Annotated in this window: 20 protein-coding genes; 12 read left to right on the plus strand and 8 right to left on the minus strand. The window is 51.8% G+C overall.

Features of this window, described 5'->3' with window-relative positions; all coding sequences use genetic code 11:
• Positions 1-149 precede the first annotated feature (149 nt).
• Positions 150-779, plus strand: a complete 630-nt coding sequence (gene yihA / locus B2067_RS11970) for a ribosome biogenesis GTP-binding protein YihA/YsxC (protein ID WP_273088494.1) — start codon at positions 150-152, stop codon at positions 777-779.
• Between the two features lie 62 nt (positions 780-841).
• Here the strand turns inward: yihA and B2067_RS11975 are convergent, their stop codons facing one another.
• Positions 842-2701, minus strand: a complete 1860-nt coding sequence (locus tag B2067_RS11975) for a hypothetical protein (protein WP_301388605.1) — start codon at positions 2699-2701, stop codon at positions 842-844.
• A gap of 542 nt (positions 2702-3243) precedes the next feature.
• Between B2067_RS11975 and B2067_RS11980 the strand changes: the two genes are divergently transcribed.
• Complete coding sequence (locus B2067_RS11980) at positions 3244-4791, plus strand: GMC oxidoreductase (protein ID WP_301388606.1); 1548 nt, start codon at positions 3244-3246, stop codon at positions 4789-4791.
• A 60-nt stretch (positions 4792-4851) separates the two neighbouring features.
• Here the strand turns inward: B2067_RS11980 and B2067_RS11985 are convergent, their stop codons facing one another.
• Positions 4852-5154 carry a type II toxin-antitoxin system RelE/ParE family toxin gene (locus B2067_RS11985; protein WP_297533710.1) on the minus strand — a complete coding sequence of 101 codons (303 nt, stop codon included), beginning with the start codon at positions 5152-5154 and terminating at the stop codon, positions 4852-4854.
• Positions 5155-5184: 30 nt separating this feature from the next.
• On the minus strand, positions 5185-5439 hold the full coding sequence (locus B2067_RS11990; protein ID WP_297533711.1) for a type II toxin-antitoxin system Phd/YefM family antitoxin: 255 nt from the start codon (positions 5437-5439) through the stop codon (positions 5185-5187).
• A 117-nt stretch (positions 5440-5556) separates the two neighbouring features.
• Between B2067_RS11990 and B2067_RS11995 the strand changes: the two genes are divergently transcribed.
• From B2067_RS11995 to B2067_RS12015, 5 genes are all read left to right on the plus strand, one after another.
• Positions 5557-5823: a type II toxin-antitoxin system ParD family antitoxin gene (locus B2067_RS11995; RefSeq protein WP_297533712.1), complete on the plus strand. Its 267-nt coding sequence runs from the start codon at positions 5557-5559 to the stop codon at positions 5821-5823.
• Positions 5813-6109, plus strand: coding sequence for a type II toxin-antitoxin system RelE/ParE family toxin (locus B2067_RS12000; protein ID WP_297533713.1), 297 nt, complete (start codon positions 5813-5815; stop codon positions 6107-6109). Before B2067_RS11995 ends, B2067_RS12000 begins: the two co-directional genes overlap by 11 nt.
• 38 nt (positions 6110-6147) lie before the next feature.
• Positions 6148-6393, plus strand: a complete 246-nt coding sequence (locus tag B2067_RS12005; protein WP_297533714.1) for a type II toxin-antitoxin system Phd/YefM family antitoxin — start codon at positions 6148-6150, stop codon at positions 6391-6393.
• Positions 6394-6494: 101 nt separating this feature from the next.
• A complete protein-coding gene (locus B2067_RS12010) occupies positions 6495-7151 on the plus strand; it encodes an AHH domain-containing protein (RefSeq protein ID WP_297533715.1) in 657 nt (218 codons plus the stop codon).
• Positions 7126-7698 carry an imm11 family protein gene (locus tag B2067_RS12015; protein WP_301377848.1) on the plus strand — a complete coding sequence of 191 codons (573 nt, stop codon included), beginning with the start codon at positions 7126-7128 and terminating at the stop codon, positions 7696-7698. The genes B2067_RS12010 and B2067_RS12015 overlap by 26 nt, the downstream gene beginning before the upstream one ends.
• 12 nt (positions 7699-7710) lie before the next feature.
• Here the strand turns inward: B2067_RS12015 and polA are convergent, their stop codons facing one another.
• Complete coding sequence (polA, locus tag B2067_RS12020; RefSeq protein ID WP_301388607.1) at positions 7711-10524, minus strand: DNA polymerase I; 2814 nt, start codon at positions 10522-10524, stop codon at positions 7711-7713.
• Between the two features lie 93 nt (positions 10525-10617).
• Here polA and B2067_RS12025 point away from each other — a divergent pair, with 93 nt between their 5' ends.
• From B2067_RS12025 to B2067_RS12045, 5 genes are all read left to right on the plus strand, one after another.
• Positions 10618-10908 carry a DUF2782 domain-containing protein gene (locus B2067_RS12025; protein ID WP_245820038.1) on the plus strand — a complete coding sequence of 97 codons (291 nt, stop codon included), beginning with the start codon at positions 10618-10620 and terminating at the stop codon, positions 10906-10908.
• Positions 10909-10919: 11 nt separating this feature from the next.
• Positions 10920-11870: a homoserine kinase gene (locus tag B2067_RS12030; RefSeq protein ID WP_301388609.1), complete on the plus strand. Its 951-nt coding sequence runs from the start codon at positions 10920-10922 to the stop codon at positions 11868-11870.
• A gap of 7 nt (positions 11871-11877) precedes the next feature.
• The gene (locus B2067_RS12035) at positions 11878-12963 is read left to right on the plus strand and encodes a zinc-binding metallopeptidase family protein (protein ID WP_068436160.1); all 1086 of its coding nucleotides are present in this window, start codon (positions 11878-11880) and stop codon (positions 12961-12963) included.
• 124 nt (positions 12964-13087) lie between these two features.
• Positions 13088-13834 (plus strand): SDR family NAD(P)-dependent oxidoreductase, encoded by a 747-nt coding sequence (locus B2067_RS12040; RefSeq protein WP_068436164.1) that lies wholly within the window; start codon positions 13088-13090, stop codon positions 13832-13834.
• Entirely contained in the window at positions 13834-14670 is an 837-nt protein-coding gene (locus B2067_RS12045) for an SDR family oxidoreductase (RefSeq protein ID WP_068436166.1), read from the plus strand. The genes B2067_RS12040 and B2067_RS12045 overlap by 1 nt, the downstream gene beginning before the upstream one ends.
• 304 nt (positions 14671-14974) lie before the next feature.
• Here the strand turns inward: B2067_RS12045 and B2067_RS12050 are convergent, their stop codons facing one another.
• The 4 genes from B2067_RS12050 to B2067_RS12065 form a co-directional block, all read right to left on the minus strand.
• On the minus strand, positions 14975-15730 hold the full coding sequence (locus B2067_RS12050; protein WP_301388610.1) for a choline/ethanolamine kinase family protein: 756 nt from the start codon (positions 15728-15730) through the stop codon (positions 14975-14977).
• An 11-nt stretch (positions 15731-15741) separates the two neighbouring features.
• Positions 15742-16368 carry a nicotinamide riboside transporter PnuC gene (gene pnuC, locus B2067_RS12055; protein ID WP_301388611.1) on the minus strand — a complete coding sequence of 209 codons (627 nt, stop codon included), beginning with the start codon at positions 16366-16368 and terminating at the stop codon, positions 15742-15744.
• A gap of 87 nt (positions 16369-16455) precedes the next feature.
• Complete coding sequence (locus B2067_RS12060) at positions 16456-16722, minus strand: YkoF family thiamine/hydroxymethylpyrimidine-binding protein (protein ID WP_068434962.1); 267 nt, start codon at positions 16720-16722, stop codon at positions 16456-16458.
• A gap of 94 nt (positions 16723-16816) precedes the next feature.
• On the minus strand, positions 16817-17957 hold a 1141-nt coding region (locus B2067_RS12065; RefSeq protein WP_301388613.1), incomplete at its 5' end, for a TonB-dependent receptor.

The following is a 17957-nucleotide window of genomic DNA, read 5'->3' on the forward strand; positions in this document are numbered from 1 at the left end:
TTCATGGTCTGATCTCTCTCTTTAGTTATAGCCACAGGTTTCCGACAAACACACCACTTCAGAATTATCCCTCTATGATAGAATAGGATCTGCGCTGAAGGGCGCTCATTATATACCATTATTTTCCGGACGGTCATTACCAATACCTTATGTCAGCTCAGGAAACCTTGATTTACACCAATGCCGAGTTCGAAAAGAGCGCTGCCAAACTGAGCCAGTGCCCGACGGACATCATCCGTGAGGTCGCGTTTGCCGGGCGTTCTAACGCCGGTAAATCCAGTGCACTCAATACGTTAACGGCGAATAAGAAGCTGGCTCGTACCAGTAAAACTCCCGGACGAACGCAATTGATCAACTTCTTCCGCCTTGGCGAAAGTAAGCTGGCCTTGGTCGATTTGCCCGGTTACGGCTACGCAAAAGTTCCGGTCGATAAGAAGAATGAGTGGCAGAAGGAGCTCGAAACCTATCTGAATCGTCGTCAGGCGCTGTGCGGGTTGGTTCTCCTGATGGACATCCGCCACCCTCTCAAGGACTTCGACAACGCTATGCTTGACTGGGCTGCAGAAGCCGGTATGCCTGTTCATATCTTGCTGACTAAGTCAGATAAGCTTAAGCGTGGGCCTGCGAAAACGACGTTGTTAAAAGTTAAAAAGGCCGTTGCTGATCTGGGCGACCTTGTTACGGTCCAGACCTTCTCAAGCCATAATCGTGAGGGGTTAGGTGATCTACAGAGCAAACTGACTCAGTGGCTGGATGCACCGTTTATTGCTCAGGAATGAGTAAATTCTTTAGTATTTCGTAAAAAAAGGAGGCTGTTGCCTCCTTTTTTACGGTTCAGTCGTCAGTCTTTAAAGATAAAGCGTTTGATGAAGTCCTGTTGATCAGGGCGATCCGAAGCGCGAGCAAAAATCAGGTGCGCAGAGGCATGGGATGCTTCTTCAGCGAATTCACCCTCCCAGATCAGAGGAACGGTTCCAACAACCGGCTTGTAGTGGCGGATACCATAGCCATCCTCGTCAAAGTCGCTCTCAACACGCACATTTGGCATATCGAACAGCGGCTCGCCAACAATCGGCAGATCAGCCAGGTTAGCGGCAGCAACACTGCTTGAGTTCGGTACGATCGTGTCGCCAGCACCGTTAGTCAGCATCAGTGGACGAGCCTCATTACCAAGCTGTGGATGACGGAACATATCGATGTAGTTGATCGAATCACCGTGATCCAGCGTTTGCTGAATTGCACCACGCAGCATAATAGCTTCTGCGCCATTCGCTTCAGAGGGCACCAGATTCGAGAACATAGGAACCCACAGGATCGAGTTGGCCAGAATGCTGGTCACACCTACCCCCGTCACATGGTATACGCCGCCTTTGATAGTAGGGCTGACTGCGCCGTAGGTTGAACCCAATACGCCGCCGAGCGAAGTACCTTGCATCATGACCTGAGTTGAATCGATGTCAGCAACACCATCGGCTTTGTTGCCGTACCAGCTGCGCCAGCTTTTCTTGCCAACTACATCAATGTCCGCCAGAGTGGTTTCCAGTGCACGATGCGCTGATGCGAAGTCGATCGCGTTCTGGTTAATCATACCCACCGGGATACCCAGCTTATCGGTGCTGACGTTCGCCAACACGTAGCCACCATCCGCATCGCCACGTGCGCCGTGGTTTGGAAATCCAATTGAGAAGGTGGCAACGCCGATTTCAGCGTTCATGGTAGATACCACGCCATCACTTTCTTTGTTAGCGCCCAGACCATGCGCATACAAAGCAACCGGAGCAGCACCATCGCGCGACGCTGCAGGCAGAGTCAGGCGGAATTCAACCCACTGTTCCATAGGCTCAGCGTCGTAATCCACGTTGCTCGTACCGTTTTTCATACGATAGTTGTAAACCAGAACTTCACCTTCAACGCGAGCGGCAACGTCACGGTTGGTGTAGTTGTAACTCACGTCGAGGTTACGTACTGGGTGTTCGCGATCACGAACGTCAGCAATGGCGTTGAATACTGGCTCGATCACTTCTGCGCGATCGCGTACCAGAAAGCGGGTGGCATTGCGTACGCTCAACGGATTTACACCGTTGGCCGTCAGAGTGGAGATCAGATCCTGTGTATAGGCCCGTTGATCTGCAGTGCCAGATAAAATCTTCGATACCAGGCCTGCTTCTGGTGACTCCAGATCCAGATCTGTCGTGATCGCCACTACGATTTCGTGCCCGTATTCCCAGCGAGACTGAGGATAAACCTCAACCACATGTGCGGTGCCATTCACTTTATCGGATTGTGAGTACTCACTGATGACGGCACGAACCGGAACCTGACTACCGGTAGTCAGATCGATGGCGACGACGGCAGCGCCACCATTCTCAGGCAGAGAGGCCGCATCTGGCGCACTGTTAAACTCGAAAACAGCGGCACTGGCAGCGGAAAAACCACTGGCGCCATTAAAGATACCTTCCGGAGTAAATCCTTCATCCGCTGGCAACTGAGCCAGTATCTCTGGACGGATCATGGCGTTGGAGACCTGGATGGTCTTACCTGTTGGGCTCATTGCATCGTCTTCCATCCAGTAAGTCGAAGGGAATGGCAAAGCACAGGTATTCAGAGAGGTTGGGTTACACAGCTCGTCAGCGTAGCTGACCGACGCCAGTGCAGTCATCGTGACCGCAAGAGCAGAGCGCATGGTATTGATAGGCTTCATTTCGTCACCATATTTATTTTTGTAGTGTGGTGTTACGTGGCAGACCAGTCTCACTTATGTCAGGGCTCACGTATACGATTCTTCGGGCCAGACAGGTCGTAAGAACGGTCTTATATGGCCAAGTATCGGTTAAATTATTCATTTCAGGGTTGTTGAACACCTGATATAGCCAGAATGAAGCTAAAAGACAGACATAATGACAAATCTGTCTTAAAACGTGATGGATCGCACGGCAAAGTTGAAAATAGGGTCTATAGTTAAAATATTCCTCCTGCGATTAAGTGTGATTGAGGTCACTTGAACGCGAAGGGTAGTTCTTTTTCCTTCGGTACTTCCCCCAATGATCCGAAGTTGGCCCGACAGTTTCCCCCAATGGCTGCCGGGCCTTTTTTTATCCCTTTTTCTCATATTCCTCCAAATTCTTGGTCTATTCGAGCCGATGCTACACACCCGTATTGCGCGGGTAATCTGCGCGTAGCAGGCTAACTGTGGAAACTCTATTGCACCGTTCGTACACAGAAAAACTAAAAAGAAGAATAAAAATGGCCAAGATGAATCGACGTAAGTTCATACAAAGCTCAGCCGCGGCGGGTGTCGCTGCTGCAGCCTCAACTGCTCCAACAGCCAATGCAGGCTGGTTTACCAGAACAACTCGTTCGCAGACCAAAGCGCTGGTGATAGGCTCCGGATTTGGTGGCTCAGTTGCCACACTGCGCCTGGCCGAAGCGGGCATTCAGACCATGCTGCTCGAGCGTGGCAAACACTGGGAATACGAAGGTGAAGGGAGCTACCCAACGCTGGCAGAAACTGGCTCGACTCTGAAGATCAACGACACCGTTCTCTGGACCAACCCAAGCTCACTGATACCGGGCTCCATGGGCATGGTGGAATACTTCGTCGATTCGTCAATCGCTGTGGGCTGTGGTGCCTGCTTAGGCGGCGGCTCTGTTGTATACGGTGGTGTATTGCTGCAGCCTAAACGAGAAGCCTTCGAAGATGCGCTGCCCATGTTGTCCTACACCGACATGGATCAGGTCTATTATCCGCGCGTGCTCGATCGCATCAGTGGCGGTCCGATTCCGGACGATGTACTGAATCACCCGAATTACACATCCAAGCGTGAGTTTATCCAAAGCGCAGAAGACGCTGGCCTTGAAGTTGTGCGTAGCCACGTCAGCTTTGACTGGGATGTCATCCGCGAAGAACTTAACGGCACCAAACCACGGTATGCCTCTGTCGGCGAATACGTATTCGGCTGCAACAGCGGCGCGAAAAACACTCTCGACCGCAACTATCTGGTCGATGCCGAAGCGACAGGTAACGTCACCATTAGTCCGCAGCATCTTGTGACCGATATTCACGCCAACAGTGGCGGTGGCTATCGCGTTACCTGCGACATGCTGGACGAAAAAGGCAAAATCACCGGTAAGCACGTAATTGAGTGTGACTATCTCTTCATGGGCGCAGGTTCGCTGCACACCACACGTCTGCTGCTGCGCGCAAAAGAACGTGGCGATATTCCGGGCCTGAACGATCAGGTCGGTGCGGAGTGGGGTACCAACGGTGATGAACTGATGGGCCGTAACGACATCAACACTTCGACTGCACCGATTCAGGGTGGGCCACCATCTATTGCGGCCTTCGATACCGAAAACCCATATAAGATCACTGGCTACATGCACTCGCCGACATCAGTTGCAAAGGAATTTACTCAGTTACAGATGGGCATGGTGGTGCCGGATCAGAACTCCCGCGTTACCTACAATCGTTGGACGGACAAGATCAAACTTAACTGGGATCGCGACGCCAATGAAAACTCCCACAATGCCCTCGTACACACCATGGAAAAAATGGTGCAGAGCGGTGGCGGTAAGATCAACGAAGCAGGTTGGTTCGGCACCTGGCATCCGCTTGGTGGTGTTGCCATGGGCAGTGCCTGTGACCTCAGTGGTAAAGTCTACGGGGTAGAAGGTTTGTTCGTGGTCGACGGCGCAGCGATTCCTGGCTCTAGCGGCTCGGCTAACCCGGCCTTGACCATTGCCGCCAACGCCGAGCGCATGATGGAAGAGATTATTCCGCAGATCAGCTGAGTAATATTGGGCGCTTCTCTTGAGGGGCGCCCAGTCCAGAAGCGCCCAGCTCAGCAGACCTCAGATTTCAGGCCTCAGATGTTTTTCGGGTACCATCCGTTTGTGCAACACCGCAAATATCGTGATCCCAGCTTCGGCGCTGAGGTAATAAATCACATGGCTACGAAACGGAAAACTGTAGCTTGAAGCACTGACCTCCGGGCGGTGTTTGCCTATTCCGGGATTCTCTGCGAGCGTCTGTAAGCTGGTGCGCAACGCCATCAGATATTCGCGCGTATGAGGCACTCCCCAGCGCTCATCTGAGTAAACCTTGAGTTGGTGTAAGTCTGCCTGAGCAGCATTCGTGAGCGAGTAATGAGTCATAGCGTTTCAGTAGGGAGTAGGGAGCAGGGGTCAATCCTGTTGCGTTAACTCGCTCAGGAAGGCATCGCCATCGGTCGTCAGGCCAGACGCTACGTCTTTTTCTGCCTGTACCGCTCTCAATTGCAGTAGCTGCAGTTTCAGTTCTTCATTCGAGGCGTAATCTTCCGCCGAAAGCACCACTGCCGCTGGCTTGCCATTTTTGGTGATCTGCACCGGCTCCCGCTGACTCTGTAATAGTAACTCGCCGAAATGCGTTTTTGCCTGATTGGCAGTCATCTTGTTCATATCGTTCAAACCATGCGAATCGTTTGATTTGGTTAGTTTGCAGCCAATTGACCCGTCGATCAAGTCACCGCTATTATCCTACTAAGTAGTATAAAAGAGTATTGGAGTAACCTTTTTATGGCCATGGTCAAAAAGAGCATTACCGTCACCGATCAGCAGGATGCCTGGCTCAAAGCCCAGATCAGTGCCGGGCATTACGGCAACGAAAGCGAAGTGCTGCGCGAGCTGATTCGTGAGCGTCAGCTCAGAGAACAGGAAGCCCAACGGGAAGTTGAGTGGATTCGGGCGCGCCTTGTTGAAGGTGAACGCAGCGGCTTCACAGATCAGACACCGGCAGAGATACTGCAGGAAATCAAAAACGGATTAGGACGGGATGACCTATAAAATAAGTAAACAAGCGAAGATGGATCTTGCGCGGATTTACTGGTTTGGCGTTCGGGAGTTTGGCGACGCTCAGGCCGAGAAGTATTACAACGCATTGATTGGAAGATTCGAGTCCATTGCAGAGAATCCATTAACCTACCCAATGGTTGATCATGTCCGGTTGGGCTATCGGCGCTGCGTATGTGGTGCGGATAGCATCTACTATCAGATCAATAATGGCTACGTAGAGATCATGCGAGTGCTGGGTAGGCAGAACACGACGAGTGAGATACCGGCAGAACACTAAAAAATAGCGCAAATGATTAACCGATCAGCGGATGGCCTATGAAAACAATCCCGTTTACCGAAGCGAGAGACAATTTTAATAACGTACTTGATCAGGTTGTTAACGACGCAGAGCCCATCGTTATCAATGGCTCTGGTGAAGGCGTCGTGGTGGTGATGTCTCTCCATGATTACAGCAGCCTGATGGAAACGGTACATTTGCTGCGTTCAGCAAACAACTCCGCGCACTTAGGTCGTTCTATCGCGCAGTATAAAGGACGAATTGGCAGTCCGAAGGATCAATGACACCATTTATTTGATAGATGCAGAGGGGGGTCATATGATTGCAGTGGTTTCGTGTTGGCATCGTCCAACATTAATGGATGAGCATCTAGGAAGAATTTAGGATGGAACCGCAAAAAGACGTGCCATACGCGCTTCAGACTTCGTTAGAGCGTGCCTTAAATGGTTACAAGGCTCGGTTAGCTCAGAATATCAAATTGAAAGAAGATCCTGATCGTTGGCGCCGTTTCGTGCAGCATGAGCGTGGTCGTATTCAAGCGGTTGCACAGGTGCAAGCAGGTCTTGCGCAATACCGCCAGGAATGTCAGGCGAAAGACGTTGATGAGCTCGAGGATGAAAAGCACTGTTCCCTGAAATTGGGAGATCATATGCGGGCGGAAGGCTTTGCGAGACCGAGCCCCTATTGGCATGCGCATGCTATTATTGCCGGCGGTGATACACGGTCTTGGCAATTACGGGCACTACTTGCTGAACTCCAGATTGGCATTGATGATGCGCATAACGGTTGTTGGTTACCTTCCCGAACGAAATACGCAGGACAGCAGCCATACCCGAAAGCTGTGCCTCATAGCCGTATTCATCGCCATAATTATTACGCTTGGTTAAACATCCGATTTGCCGGTGTGTTCAGTGAGCAGGTTATGCGCTCACGCTTATTAGCAACACGTAGTGATCTTTTACATGCTAGCTTTCCAGAAGAAGTAATGCTCCCTAAAGGAAAATGGAACGAACCCTATGACAACCTATCGCTTGCTGAATAACGTAAAAAGTTATCATGAGGCTTTTGTAGATTTCAGAGCGATGCGAAAGCAGTTCGACGGCGTCAAAGTATGGTTTTCACAAAAAAATGAAACACTTATTGATCGTCTAAAAGATGATTGGAATCCAGTTTCAGTGATATTCGAATCTGATACAAAGACAAACCAAGTCCCCGATATTTCTGTCTGGAACTATTCGTGTTTGGTGCTCAGCTCTAAAGCTAAATCAGCGCTAGAGAGTCTTTTATCCGGTGCTGGAGAGTTTTTACCGCTGGAAGATGGTTTCTGGCTTTTTAACTGTCTCGATAGTATCGGCGGCGATTCTATTGATGCTGAACAATCTAAGTTTCAGATAGATTCAGAAGACTCTCTTCATATTCCTACATCACTTACTCTGAAATCCGAAAAAATATCTGGCAAGGCATTGTTTAAACCAGGGTTTGCACATAATAGTTTTTTAATGTGCTGTGATGAATTCAGAGATATTGCTATCAAAGAGAATCTTGGTGGTGTTGTATTTGAAGAAAATTTGGCGAAGATTTTTCTGTAGAAAAACAGGCGCTTAATGCGCCTGTTCCCAGTTATCCCCAATACCCACATCCACAATGAGCGGCACGTCTAACGTCGCTGCGCATTGCATCTGGGTTTTCAGTTCTACCGCAAAGGTTTCGGCCTGATCTTCGCGTACTTCAAGGATCAGTTCATCGTGTACCTGCATCAGCAGTTTGGCGTCGTAGCCTGAGGCTGGCAGCCATTCGTGTACGCGGATCATTGCGCGTTTAATGATGTCGGCGGCGGTGCCTTGCATGGGCGCGTTGATCGCGGTGCGTTCGGCATGTTGGCGGCGCTGGACGTTGGATGAACGGATATCCGGCAGGTACAGACGGCGGCCGTAGAGAGTTTCAACGTAGCCCTGTTCTTTCGCTTGTTCGCGGGTGTTGTCCATGTATTCGCGCACGCCCGGATAACGCTCGAAGTATTTACTCACGTAATCCTGGGCTTCGCCACGGGCAATGCCGAGCTGCTTGGCTAAGCCAAAGGCTGACATGCCGTAAATCAGACCGAAGTTAATCGCTTTGGCGCTGCGACGCTGATTGTCGGTGACGTCTTCTTCTTTCTCGCCAAAGACTTCGGCGGCAGTCGCGCGGTGAACGTCGCGGTCTTCCGCAAAGGCGCTGACTAAGCCTTGGTCACCTGATAAGTGCGCCATGATTCTTAGTTCAATCTGGCTGTAATCGGCCGCGACCAGTTTGTAGCCTTCTGGGGCAATAAACGCCTGACGGATCTTGCGGCCTTCTTCTGAACGGATCGGAATATTCTGCAAATTCGGGTCAGTCGACGATAAACGACCAGTAGCTGCCACGGCCTGATGGTAAGACGTGTGCACCCGACCGGTTTTGCTGTTCATCATTAATGGTAGCTTGTCGGTGTAGGTACTTTTTAGTTTGGCCAGTCCGCGATTTTCAAGAATAAGACGCGGCAGCTCGTATTCTTCGGCGAGTTCCTGCAGCACTTCTTCAGCGGTTGAAGGCGCGCCTTTCGGTGTCTTTTTAACAACCGGCAGGCCCTGCTTCTCAAACAGGATTTCGGCTAACTGTTTTGGTGAACCCAGGTTAAATACCTGACCGGCGCTGTCGTGGGCAGCGCGCTCCAATTCCTGCAGGCGTTGTTCAATCTGAGCGCTTTGCTCGTGGAGCTTTTCTGCGTCGATTAAGGCGCCGTTCTCTTCCATTTCGAACAGTACCGGCATGACCGGCATTTCGATGTCTTTAAAGACTTTGGATTGCGCTTTACGGGCAGCCAGCTGCGGCCACAGCATCTGATGCAGGCGCAGCGTGATGTCGGCGTCTTCAGCGGCATACGGGCCTGCTTCTTCAATGCCGATCTGGTTAAAGGTCAGCTGTTTTGCTCCTTTGCCTGCGATGTCTTCGTACTTAACGGTTTTATGGCCGAGGTACTTGAGTGACAGGCTGTCCATGTCATGCTTAGTCGCGACGGAATCCAGCACATAGGATTCAAGCATGGTATCGAATTCCACGCCTTTTAACTGGATGCCATAATTCGCTAATACATGCGCATCGTATTTCATATGCTGGCCGACTTTTTTCAGATTTTTATCGTCTAAGATCGGCTTTAACTGTGCGAGCACGGCATCGCGGTCGAGTTGTTCAGGTGCGCCTGCATAGTCGTGGGCCAGTGGTACGTAGGCGGCTTTGCCTGCCTCAGTACAAAAAGACACGCCGACAATTTCGGCGTCTTTATAATTCAGCGACGTAGTCTCGGTATCGAAGGCGAATAATTCGCTGGATTTTAATTGATCGATCCAGTGATCAAGCTCGGCCTGTTCGAAAAGTATTTCGTATTCGCCTTTGCCCGTGAATACGTCTGGCGTTGGAATATTTTCTTCGTCGTCAGTTTCAGATGCTGTCGCCGTCGAAGCCTTAGAAGAAGAGTTCGTCGCGCTGGCCGCTACTTTTGCTGCGACGTCGTCGCCTACTTCATCCGACAGTTCGGCAATCCAGGCTTTGAATTCCATATCGCGGAATAAGCCCAGTAGAGTTTCCTGATCCGGCTCGACACTTTTGATTTCGGTCAGGCTTTGCTCAAGTTCAACGTCGCACTTAATGGTCGCGAGTTCTTTCGACAGGAAGGCCTGATCTTTGTGTTCTTCGAGCTTTGGCGCGAGGGTTTTTGCGCCACGGAAGCTCAGCTCTTTGACTTTATCGAGGTTGGCGTAAATGTCTTCCAGTGAACCTAAACCGGCAACCAGGCCGACGGCGGTTTTTTCACCGACTTTGGGCACGCCGGGAATGTTATCGACTTTGTCGCCCATGAGCGCTAGGTAGTCGATGATGTGCTCTGGCGGGACACCGAATTTTTCTTTCACGCCGTCTACATCCATGAAGACGTCGTTCATGGTGTTAATCAGCGAGACGTGCTCGTTCACCAGCTGGGCCATGTCTTTATCGCCGGTGGATACGATTACGTCCTGTTTGTGTTCTAACGCCTGCGCGGCGAGGGTGCCGATCACGTCGTCGGCTTCAACGCCGTCGATAATTAACAGCGGCAGGCCCATGGCGCGGATGATGTTATGAATCGGTTCGATCTGCTCTCGCAGTTCATCGGGCATGGGCGGGCGGTGCGCTTTGTATTCCGGGTAGATGTCGTTTCGGAAGGTTTTGCCTTTGGCATCGAAAATCACGATGACCTGAGACTCCGGGTAATCTTTGTTGAGCCGCTTCACCATACTGATCACGCCCTTGATGGCGTTGGTGTGAAGACCTTTGGAGTTGGTCAGCATCGGGATCGCGTGAAATGCACGGAACAGGTACGACGACCCATCAACAAGAATCACAGGTTTTGCGGTCTCAGACATCTTGGTTTGGCCTTGAAATCAAAGGAAGACTGACGCTTACCAGCCCTCTCAGGTACACTGGTGTTAACGACGTTACTGGACGGGAAGTCTACCATGAAGATGCCAAAAACTCTGGCTGTTGGCCTTATCTCTGCAGTTCTCTCCGCTGTAATCTCAGCGAGTGCGCTGGCCGCCGAACCTGCCGGTGAAACAGTGACCATTCGCAACGATGGCGACAATACTTATTACGAGTTCCGGGTAAACGGCGAGATCGTTGAGATCAAGGTACAGCCGAAAGTCGGCCCAGCGTATTACCTGACACCAACTCAAAGCGAAGCGGAAGAATTTGAGCGCACGGATGCCCCGAATATGCGGGTGCCGAAGTGGGTACTGTTTCGCTGGTGATCTGATTTCCTATGGCGGTTTATACCTCTCTGACGGCAGCAGATGTATCTGATCTGCTGTCACATTTCGATCTCGGTGAACTGGTGGAACACTCGCCGATTAGTGCCGGTATTGAAAACTCCAACTATGCAGTGACTAGCTCACAGGGTGAGTATGTGCTTACTCTGTTTGAGCATCATGCGCCGGATGAAGTCCGTAATTTTGTCCGGCTGGCCCGTCATCTGGGGGAGAAAGATCTGTGCGTCCCGAGTCCGGTGGAAGGTGCGTCGGGCGTTTGGCTGCACAGCCTGAAGAATAAACCCGCGATACTGTGCCGACGTTTTACCGGGTCTCATCCAGATCAGTTATCGGAGCAGCAATGCGAGGCTATCGGTCGCGAATTGGCGGAGTTTCATCTGGCCTCCAGTGATCTGCCTGATCCGCGCCATGACGAGCGCGGCTATGACTGGTGGCAGAGTATCGCGCCAGAGCTATCTACCGATCTGGAAGCGAGCGACAAGGCGCTGCTAACCGACGAACTGGCGTTCCAGAAAGCTCAGCGAGCTCAGTGGTGTCAGTTGCCCCATGGTTGGATTCACGCGGATCTGTTTCATGACAACGCGCTCTTTGATGGCGATGAGCTGACCGCGATCCTCGATCTCTACAACGCTTGCGAAGGTGCATGGCTGTATGACCTGGCGATTGTTGCCAACGATTGGTGTGCTTCTGACGATAGCGGCCTCGACCCAAAGCGCTTCGAGGCGCTTCTTATTGGATATCAAAGTGTCCGCCCGCTGTCGGAGTTTGAGAGTGGCATGTGGAATACCGTTCTGCGTGGTGCTGCGCTGCGTTTCTGGCTGAGTCGCCTGTTGGCCGCGCGTATGGCAAAAAGCCGCAGCGAAGAACTCCCAGCGCATAAACAACCTACGGAATACCGGGATCGCCTGCGTTGGCATCGCGGTAAATCCTTATCGAAAGGCTGAACGTCTTATGCGCTATTTTTCGTGTGACTGCACTGCTGGTGATAGCAAACCCGTCGCGCTGTTTTTTGAGAATACCCAATGCCTGAGCTGCCAGCGTCAGGTCGGTTGGTGTTTTGAAGAGCGCGACATGCTGGTATTCGATCAGAATAAAGACGGCGGCTTTCATTACAAGGGCCGCGACTATGTACCTTGTGCTAATCGTGCGAGCGGTGTCTGTAACGCCATGATTCCTGCGGATCGTATAGGCGCCGAACCCGCGCTCTGCTTTGCCTGCCACTTTAACGACAATATTCCAGACCTGACGGTCGAGGGGCACGCTGAGCTCTGGGGCAATCTGGAAAGGGCCAAGCGTCGCCTGCTGTTTACTCTGGATTCACTCAGTCTACCGATGCCAGATAAACGGCAGTCGCCGGAAGGACTTAGCTTTCACTTCATGGCGGATAAAGACGCGAGTGACCATTTCCGCACGCCATTGACGCATGTTGCTGCCGTGTTCACTGGGCACGCACAGGGTGATATCACGATTAACCTTGCAGAGGCGGATGACGTTGCCCGCCATCGCATGCGCGTTGATATGGGTGAGCAGTACCGGACGTTGCTTGGGCATTTCCGCCACGAGGTCGGGCACTTTTACTGGGATTTACTGGTCAAGCCGGACGAGGCTCGCCTGATCAGGTTCCGCGAGGTGTTTGGAGATCCCGATCTCTCGTATCAGGCTGCTCTGGATAAGCATTATGCCCGAGATCCGGAAGATCAGAGCTGGCGCAGTCAATTTATCAGTGCCTACGCGTCGATGCATCCGTGGGAAGACTGGGCCGAAACCTTTGCTCATTACCTGCACATTATCGACACGCTTGAAACCGCGCGGGAGTGGGATCTGATCGATTTTGGTCAATACGCGGGGCTGACTCTGCCACAGGATGAGGGCATCTGTGATCCTCAGCGGCTGATCGACTGCTGGGGCGAGTTCAGTGTCAAGCTGAATGCACTGAACCGCAGCATGGGGCTGGCGGATGCCTACCCATTTGTGATCAATCCAGTGGTGGTCGGTAAATTGAAATGTGTGCACTCTATGCTGGATAAAACTCGCTAATCCCGATAGTTGTCCAAAAAGGATACTTTGCGCCGAATAGTGCCGTTTAGTCCCGGCGTCCTTGCCCGTTTTTCAGGGCGGTTATAAAATCGCGCCGCTATTAAAAAGACAAGCAGGGAGTCATATGAACGTCTTCATCACCGGGGGAACTGGGGGTATCGGGGCTGCTCTGGCCAGATACTATCTGAAATACGGTCATCGGGTCGGAGTCTGCGGCGGCGATCATGATGATTTTATCCGTGCTTTTCCTGATCAGCCTGAACTCGTTGAATTTTACTCACTTGACGTGACCTCACGCGAATCCTGCATTCAGGTTATTGGTGAGTTTGCTCAGGGTTCGCTGGATATTCTTATTGCGGCGGCAGGCGTGAATGATGGATCGCCGGTTCAGGGGCGTCCTCTGGATTTTGATCGCTCTAACCTTATTCTGGATGTGAATTTGCGTGGCGCGCTCAACTCCGTTGAAGGTGCACTGCCGATGATGCAGGCACAGGGATTTGGCTCAATCGCAATTCTTTCCAGTGCAGCAGGCCTCAATGGTTTTGGTCAGACGCCAGCCTATTGTGCCTCTAAAGCGGCGGTGAACATGCTGTGTGAAAGCTTGTCACTCCGTTACGCCGATCAGAATATCTCGGTTTCGGCGATTATGCCGGGATACATCGATACACCGCTGGCGCGGGCAACGCATCCTGATCTCGAAAAAATGCCATTCCTGATGGACTCTGAACGGGCTGCCCGAAAAATTGCCCGGGCAATTAAGCGCAGGAAAATGCGATATGTTTTCCCTTGGCAGATTCGTATGGTTTCCCGTGCGTTGCAGGTGATGCCGCGACCTTTGTTCCGCAGTCAGTTTAAGTGGAGTGAAAAATAATGGCGATTGTAATCACGGGTGCTTCTACCGGTATTGGCTTTTCTCTGGCTGAGCAATTAGCTGGTCAGGGGTATACCGTCTTCGCAGGTGCCCGTAAGCAGGAAGACCTGGATCGTCTGGGGGATGCTCATGCCAACATACGACCTGTTGCACTGGATGTCTGTAATCCTGAACAGGTTAATGCATTGGTTGAGCTGCTGCGGAATGAAAATATTAAAGTCGATGCCCTGATTAATAACGCCGGTGTCGCAGTGATTGGCCCTCTGGAAATTCAGAGTGATGACGATCTCCAGTGGCAAATGGAAACCAACCTGATCGGTACAGCACGCATGATCCGGAGCCTGTTGCCATTTTTGCGCGAGACCAAAGGGCGGATTATTAATGTCAGTTCGACATCCGGTTTAGTCGCCTGGCCTTTTGCCGGTGCGTACGTAGCGTCTAAATATGCGATCGAGGGATTGAGCGATGTGCTCAGAGTTGAGCTTCGTCGTTTTGGTATTGAAACGATTCTGATTAATCCGGGAGCAGTGGCCACCCCGTTGTGGGAAAAAACATTTTCGGCGGTGCATGAAAAATTAGCGCGCCAGCCTGAAGAAATACGTAAGTTTTATGAAGCCGACTCGAAACGCTCGGAAGACGCGGTGCGCAAAAGCGTCGATAAGGCTGTGAAACCAGAAGTTGTGGTTAATACAGTGCTTGAAGCCCTGGCAGCAAAAAAACCTAAGCCACGTTATCTGGTCGGCCCCAGCGCGAAAATTCAGTGGTGGATGCGGGTGCTTCTGAGCACGCAGTGGTTCGACAAATTAAAATATAAAATTGTCTACGGTGATAACTGATAACGAAAAGAGAAGGTACTTCCGGTGAGAAGTACCTGACCTGAAGAAAGCTGGCTAAAGCAGGATCAGATCCGCTGGCGGACGCTGGTGCCCAGATAACTTCCTTCCAGAACAATTTCAAAGCGCCTGTCGGTCGGGTGTCCGCGTCTCCTTCTTCCCTCTCTGGATATGCCTGGCAACCCAAGCCTTTGATAGCATCGCTTTGTGCTCATATTCATCAAGGCCGTTCACTGAAGTACCGAGCGTTCAATTATCAGAGGCAATTGTGGCTCTGGATATGGCGTCACCTAACCAAGCAGGGAGTTTATCCGGTCGCGTGTGCCAGTCGCCATGAGAGATCCAGTAACCGAACCTGTGCGCGCGCGTCGGCCATCACCGCACGAAGATTCTCAGGAATGAATGATTCGAACAAGGCCTGCTTATTCTCTGGTAATTGCAGCTGAAGGGCGGCGTAGTCGAGAGACGGGTGGGCCAGTGCTGCGTATTCCCAATCCAGCAGCCAGAGTTTACCTTCGCTATCGCGCAGCCAATTCGCGGGCAAAGGGTCAAGGTGGCACAAGCAGGCGTCATCGGCAGGGAGAGGTACAAGCTGAGACACTTCTTCTTTCAGTCTGATGACAGCTTCTGAATAGCCATCGCACTGGGCAAGATACTGAGCGCATGCGGCCTGGACATCGAGAGTATGCAGGTTGGCCCGGGGGCGCTGGGCGTGGACAGTAGAAAGCACTTTCGTTGCTGCCTGAAGATCGTCGTCTGATGGCGCGGCAGCGAGGGGTGTTCCGGGGATAAAATCACGTACCCAATAATCAAGCTCAGACGAGTGATATCTCAAGGCTGGGGTAAGCCCTGCTTTGGCCATATGCTGGTGAATTGCCAGCTCTTCGTCGCGGTAAATACCCAGTGATGTTGCCGTATTATTCAGACGCAGCAGCACTTCGGTTCCCTCACTGCGGATCAGATAGTTCTGGTTGGTCAGGCCTCCGTGGATGCTCAGGATAGAGTCAGGTGGTGACGCTAATCCCCACTGATGCCACTCAGCCAGAATCTGTTCAGGAATCATATCTAAGCTCACTAAGCAGCCTGAGGTGACGCTTGTTGGGCTTGATAGTCTCTGCGCCATAACAGGTAACCACCCACCGCGAGCACGACATAAAAGGCCATCAGTACAGCCGTCAGGTAGAGCCCGCGGTCTATATAGAGATAGATTGCTGCAGCGTTGATCACGACCCAGTACAGCCAGTTTTCCAGTATTTTGCGTGTTACCATCCAGGTCGTGAGTACGGCTCCCCAGGTGGTGAATGAATCCAGATAGGGCAGAGCCGCATTGGTATTGTTCGTCAGCAGCCATCCACTGATCAGACTGATCAGCACAACACCGCCAATGGCGATGCCATGCTGCTGAACTCCCCAACGTTGAACCGGGAGGTCCGGTGATTCCGCAGAACCATTACGCCAGGCCAGCCAGCCGTAAACAGCCATCGCCAGATAGTAAACATTCAGCGCAGACTCCATCACCAGCGACACATCAAAGAAGAGCCAGCTGAAGATCGCTGTGCTGCCAAAAGCCGCGTACCAGCACCATTGACTCTGACGCATCGCAAGCACCAGATAGGCAACACCCAGAAGTACCGCAGTGGTCTCCCAGTGACTCATTGTCTGAGCGTATTCAATCGCGCCTGAAATAATGGTGTTGAGCATGGTGGCTCCCGGTGTTCGTATTTGATCAAAATGAATGGTGTGCAGTGCGCACCCTACATGCGGTAAGGCCGAGCACTGCTCGCCGTGTTAGCCGTGGGGGTTCAGCGCCGGGTCAAGATTCACGCCGATAAACTTACAGACGAAAATCGCTTTGCCGTAGGTTTCCCAGCTCAGCTTCATTTCATCGCGCAGGGTGTTCATCACCAGCTCGTGGTCGCCGAATACCTGAGTACTCATGGTGTTGGTGACAACGGTCAGGCCGTCGATGGTATTCAGACGGTCGATAAAGCTTTTGATCGCCGGGATATAGTCGTCTGCTAATGGGTATTTGCTGATTTCTACTGAGATTTCCATAGTGTTCTCCAGTGTTTGATGTGTAGGAGGGAAGCTTCTTCCCGAACACCGTTATTGCCGATGCTCGGGGATAAGATCCTCTCCTGCATAAAGGTCAGAAATACAGCTTACCTTCGACACCGTAAGTCAGAGGCTCGCCGTACTGGACATAGCCGTACGAGGAGTAGCCATCGCGAGGGTCGTTACCAAATCCGAAACCGCGTACTTCGTAATCACGGTCGGTCAGGTTACGGCCATACAGGCTGACCTCATAGTCTGGCTTGGCGTAGGCGATACGGGCATGCCAAAGGACGTAGGCTTCTGACTGGAGATCATGGCTGTCTGAGAAGTAGAACTCATCTTTAGCTTCGCTTTCCAGACGTACAGACAAAGCATCAGTCAGACCATAGGTCAGTGCGGTAGATGCGCTGTACTGAGGAGCATGTGTCTGCTGACGACCGTCCTGAACGAATACACCGTAGTATTCAGATTCATAGGTGTATTCGCCGATTTCTGTGATCAGGTAGCCGTAGCTCAGCGCCCAGTTCAGACGCTCAGTGATGTCCCAGTCAGATTCCAGCTCAATGCCGTAGTTTTTGCCTTGTTTGGTGTTACCGATGTAATCCTTGAACTTCGGCGCCCCATCTTCCATGTAGCTGAACGAGTTCTTGATCTGCTGGTCTGTGCGGTCGATGTAGAACGCGGCAATGCGAGTTTTCAGACTGTCAGCCAGCAGTGATGATTTCAGACCCAGCTCAATGCTGTGGTTGATTTCGGCGTCGAAGGTACGCAGTTCATCATCCAGCACGGGTTCGCTGTTCACGCCACCGGCTTTATAGCCGCGCGCCAGTGTTGCGTAGGCCAGGTGCTCGTTGCTCACCAGTGCTTCCAGTGTAATACGGCCGCCGACCAAGGTTTCGTCGGTGCCTTCACTCAGGCCAGTGTTGTCTTCGAAATCGTTTGCCCAGTTTTCAACACGTAGACCTGTGATCAGGCGCAGTGTGGATGACAGATCGGAGTTAAGTTCACCATAGGCCGCAATTGATGTGGACGTCAGCTTACTGGTGAATACTGGATCGTAGGTGTAGTTGCGGGTCAGGTCTTCGTTGCGCTGCATGGCGTAGATGCCTGCTACCCAGTCAGTAGTGTTATTAAATAGACGGCCATCAGTGCCTGACATCAGGCGGACATCAGCAGACTGGCGCTCATAGTCACGGAGGTATTGATCAAATGAACTGTAACCATCGAAGTCGGCA

This window comes from Thalassolituus sp. UBA2590 (genome assembly GCF_002339775.1).
Taxonomy (GTDB): domain Bacteria; phylum Pseudomonadota; class Gammaproteobacteria; order Pseudomonadales; family Oceanobacteraceae; genus Thalassolituus.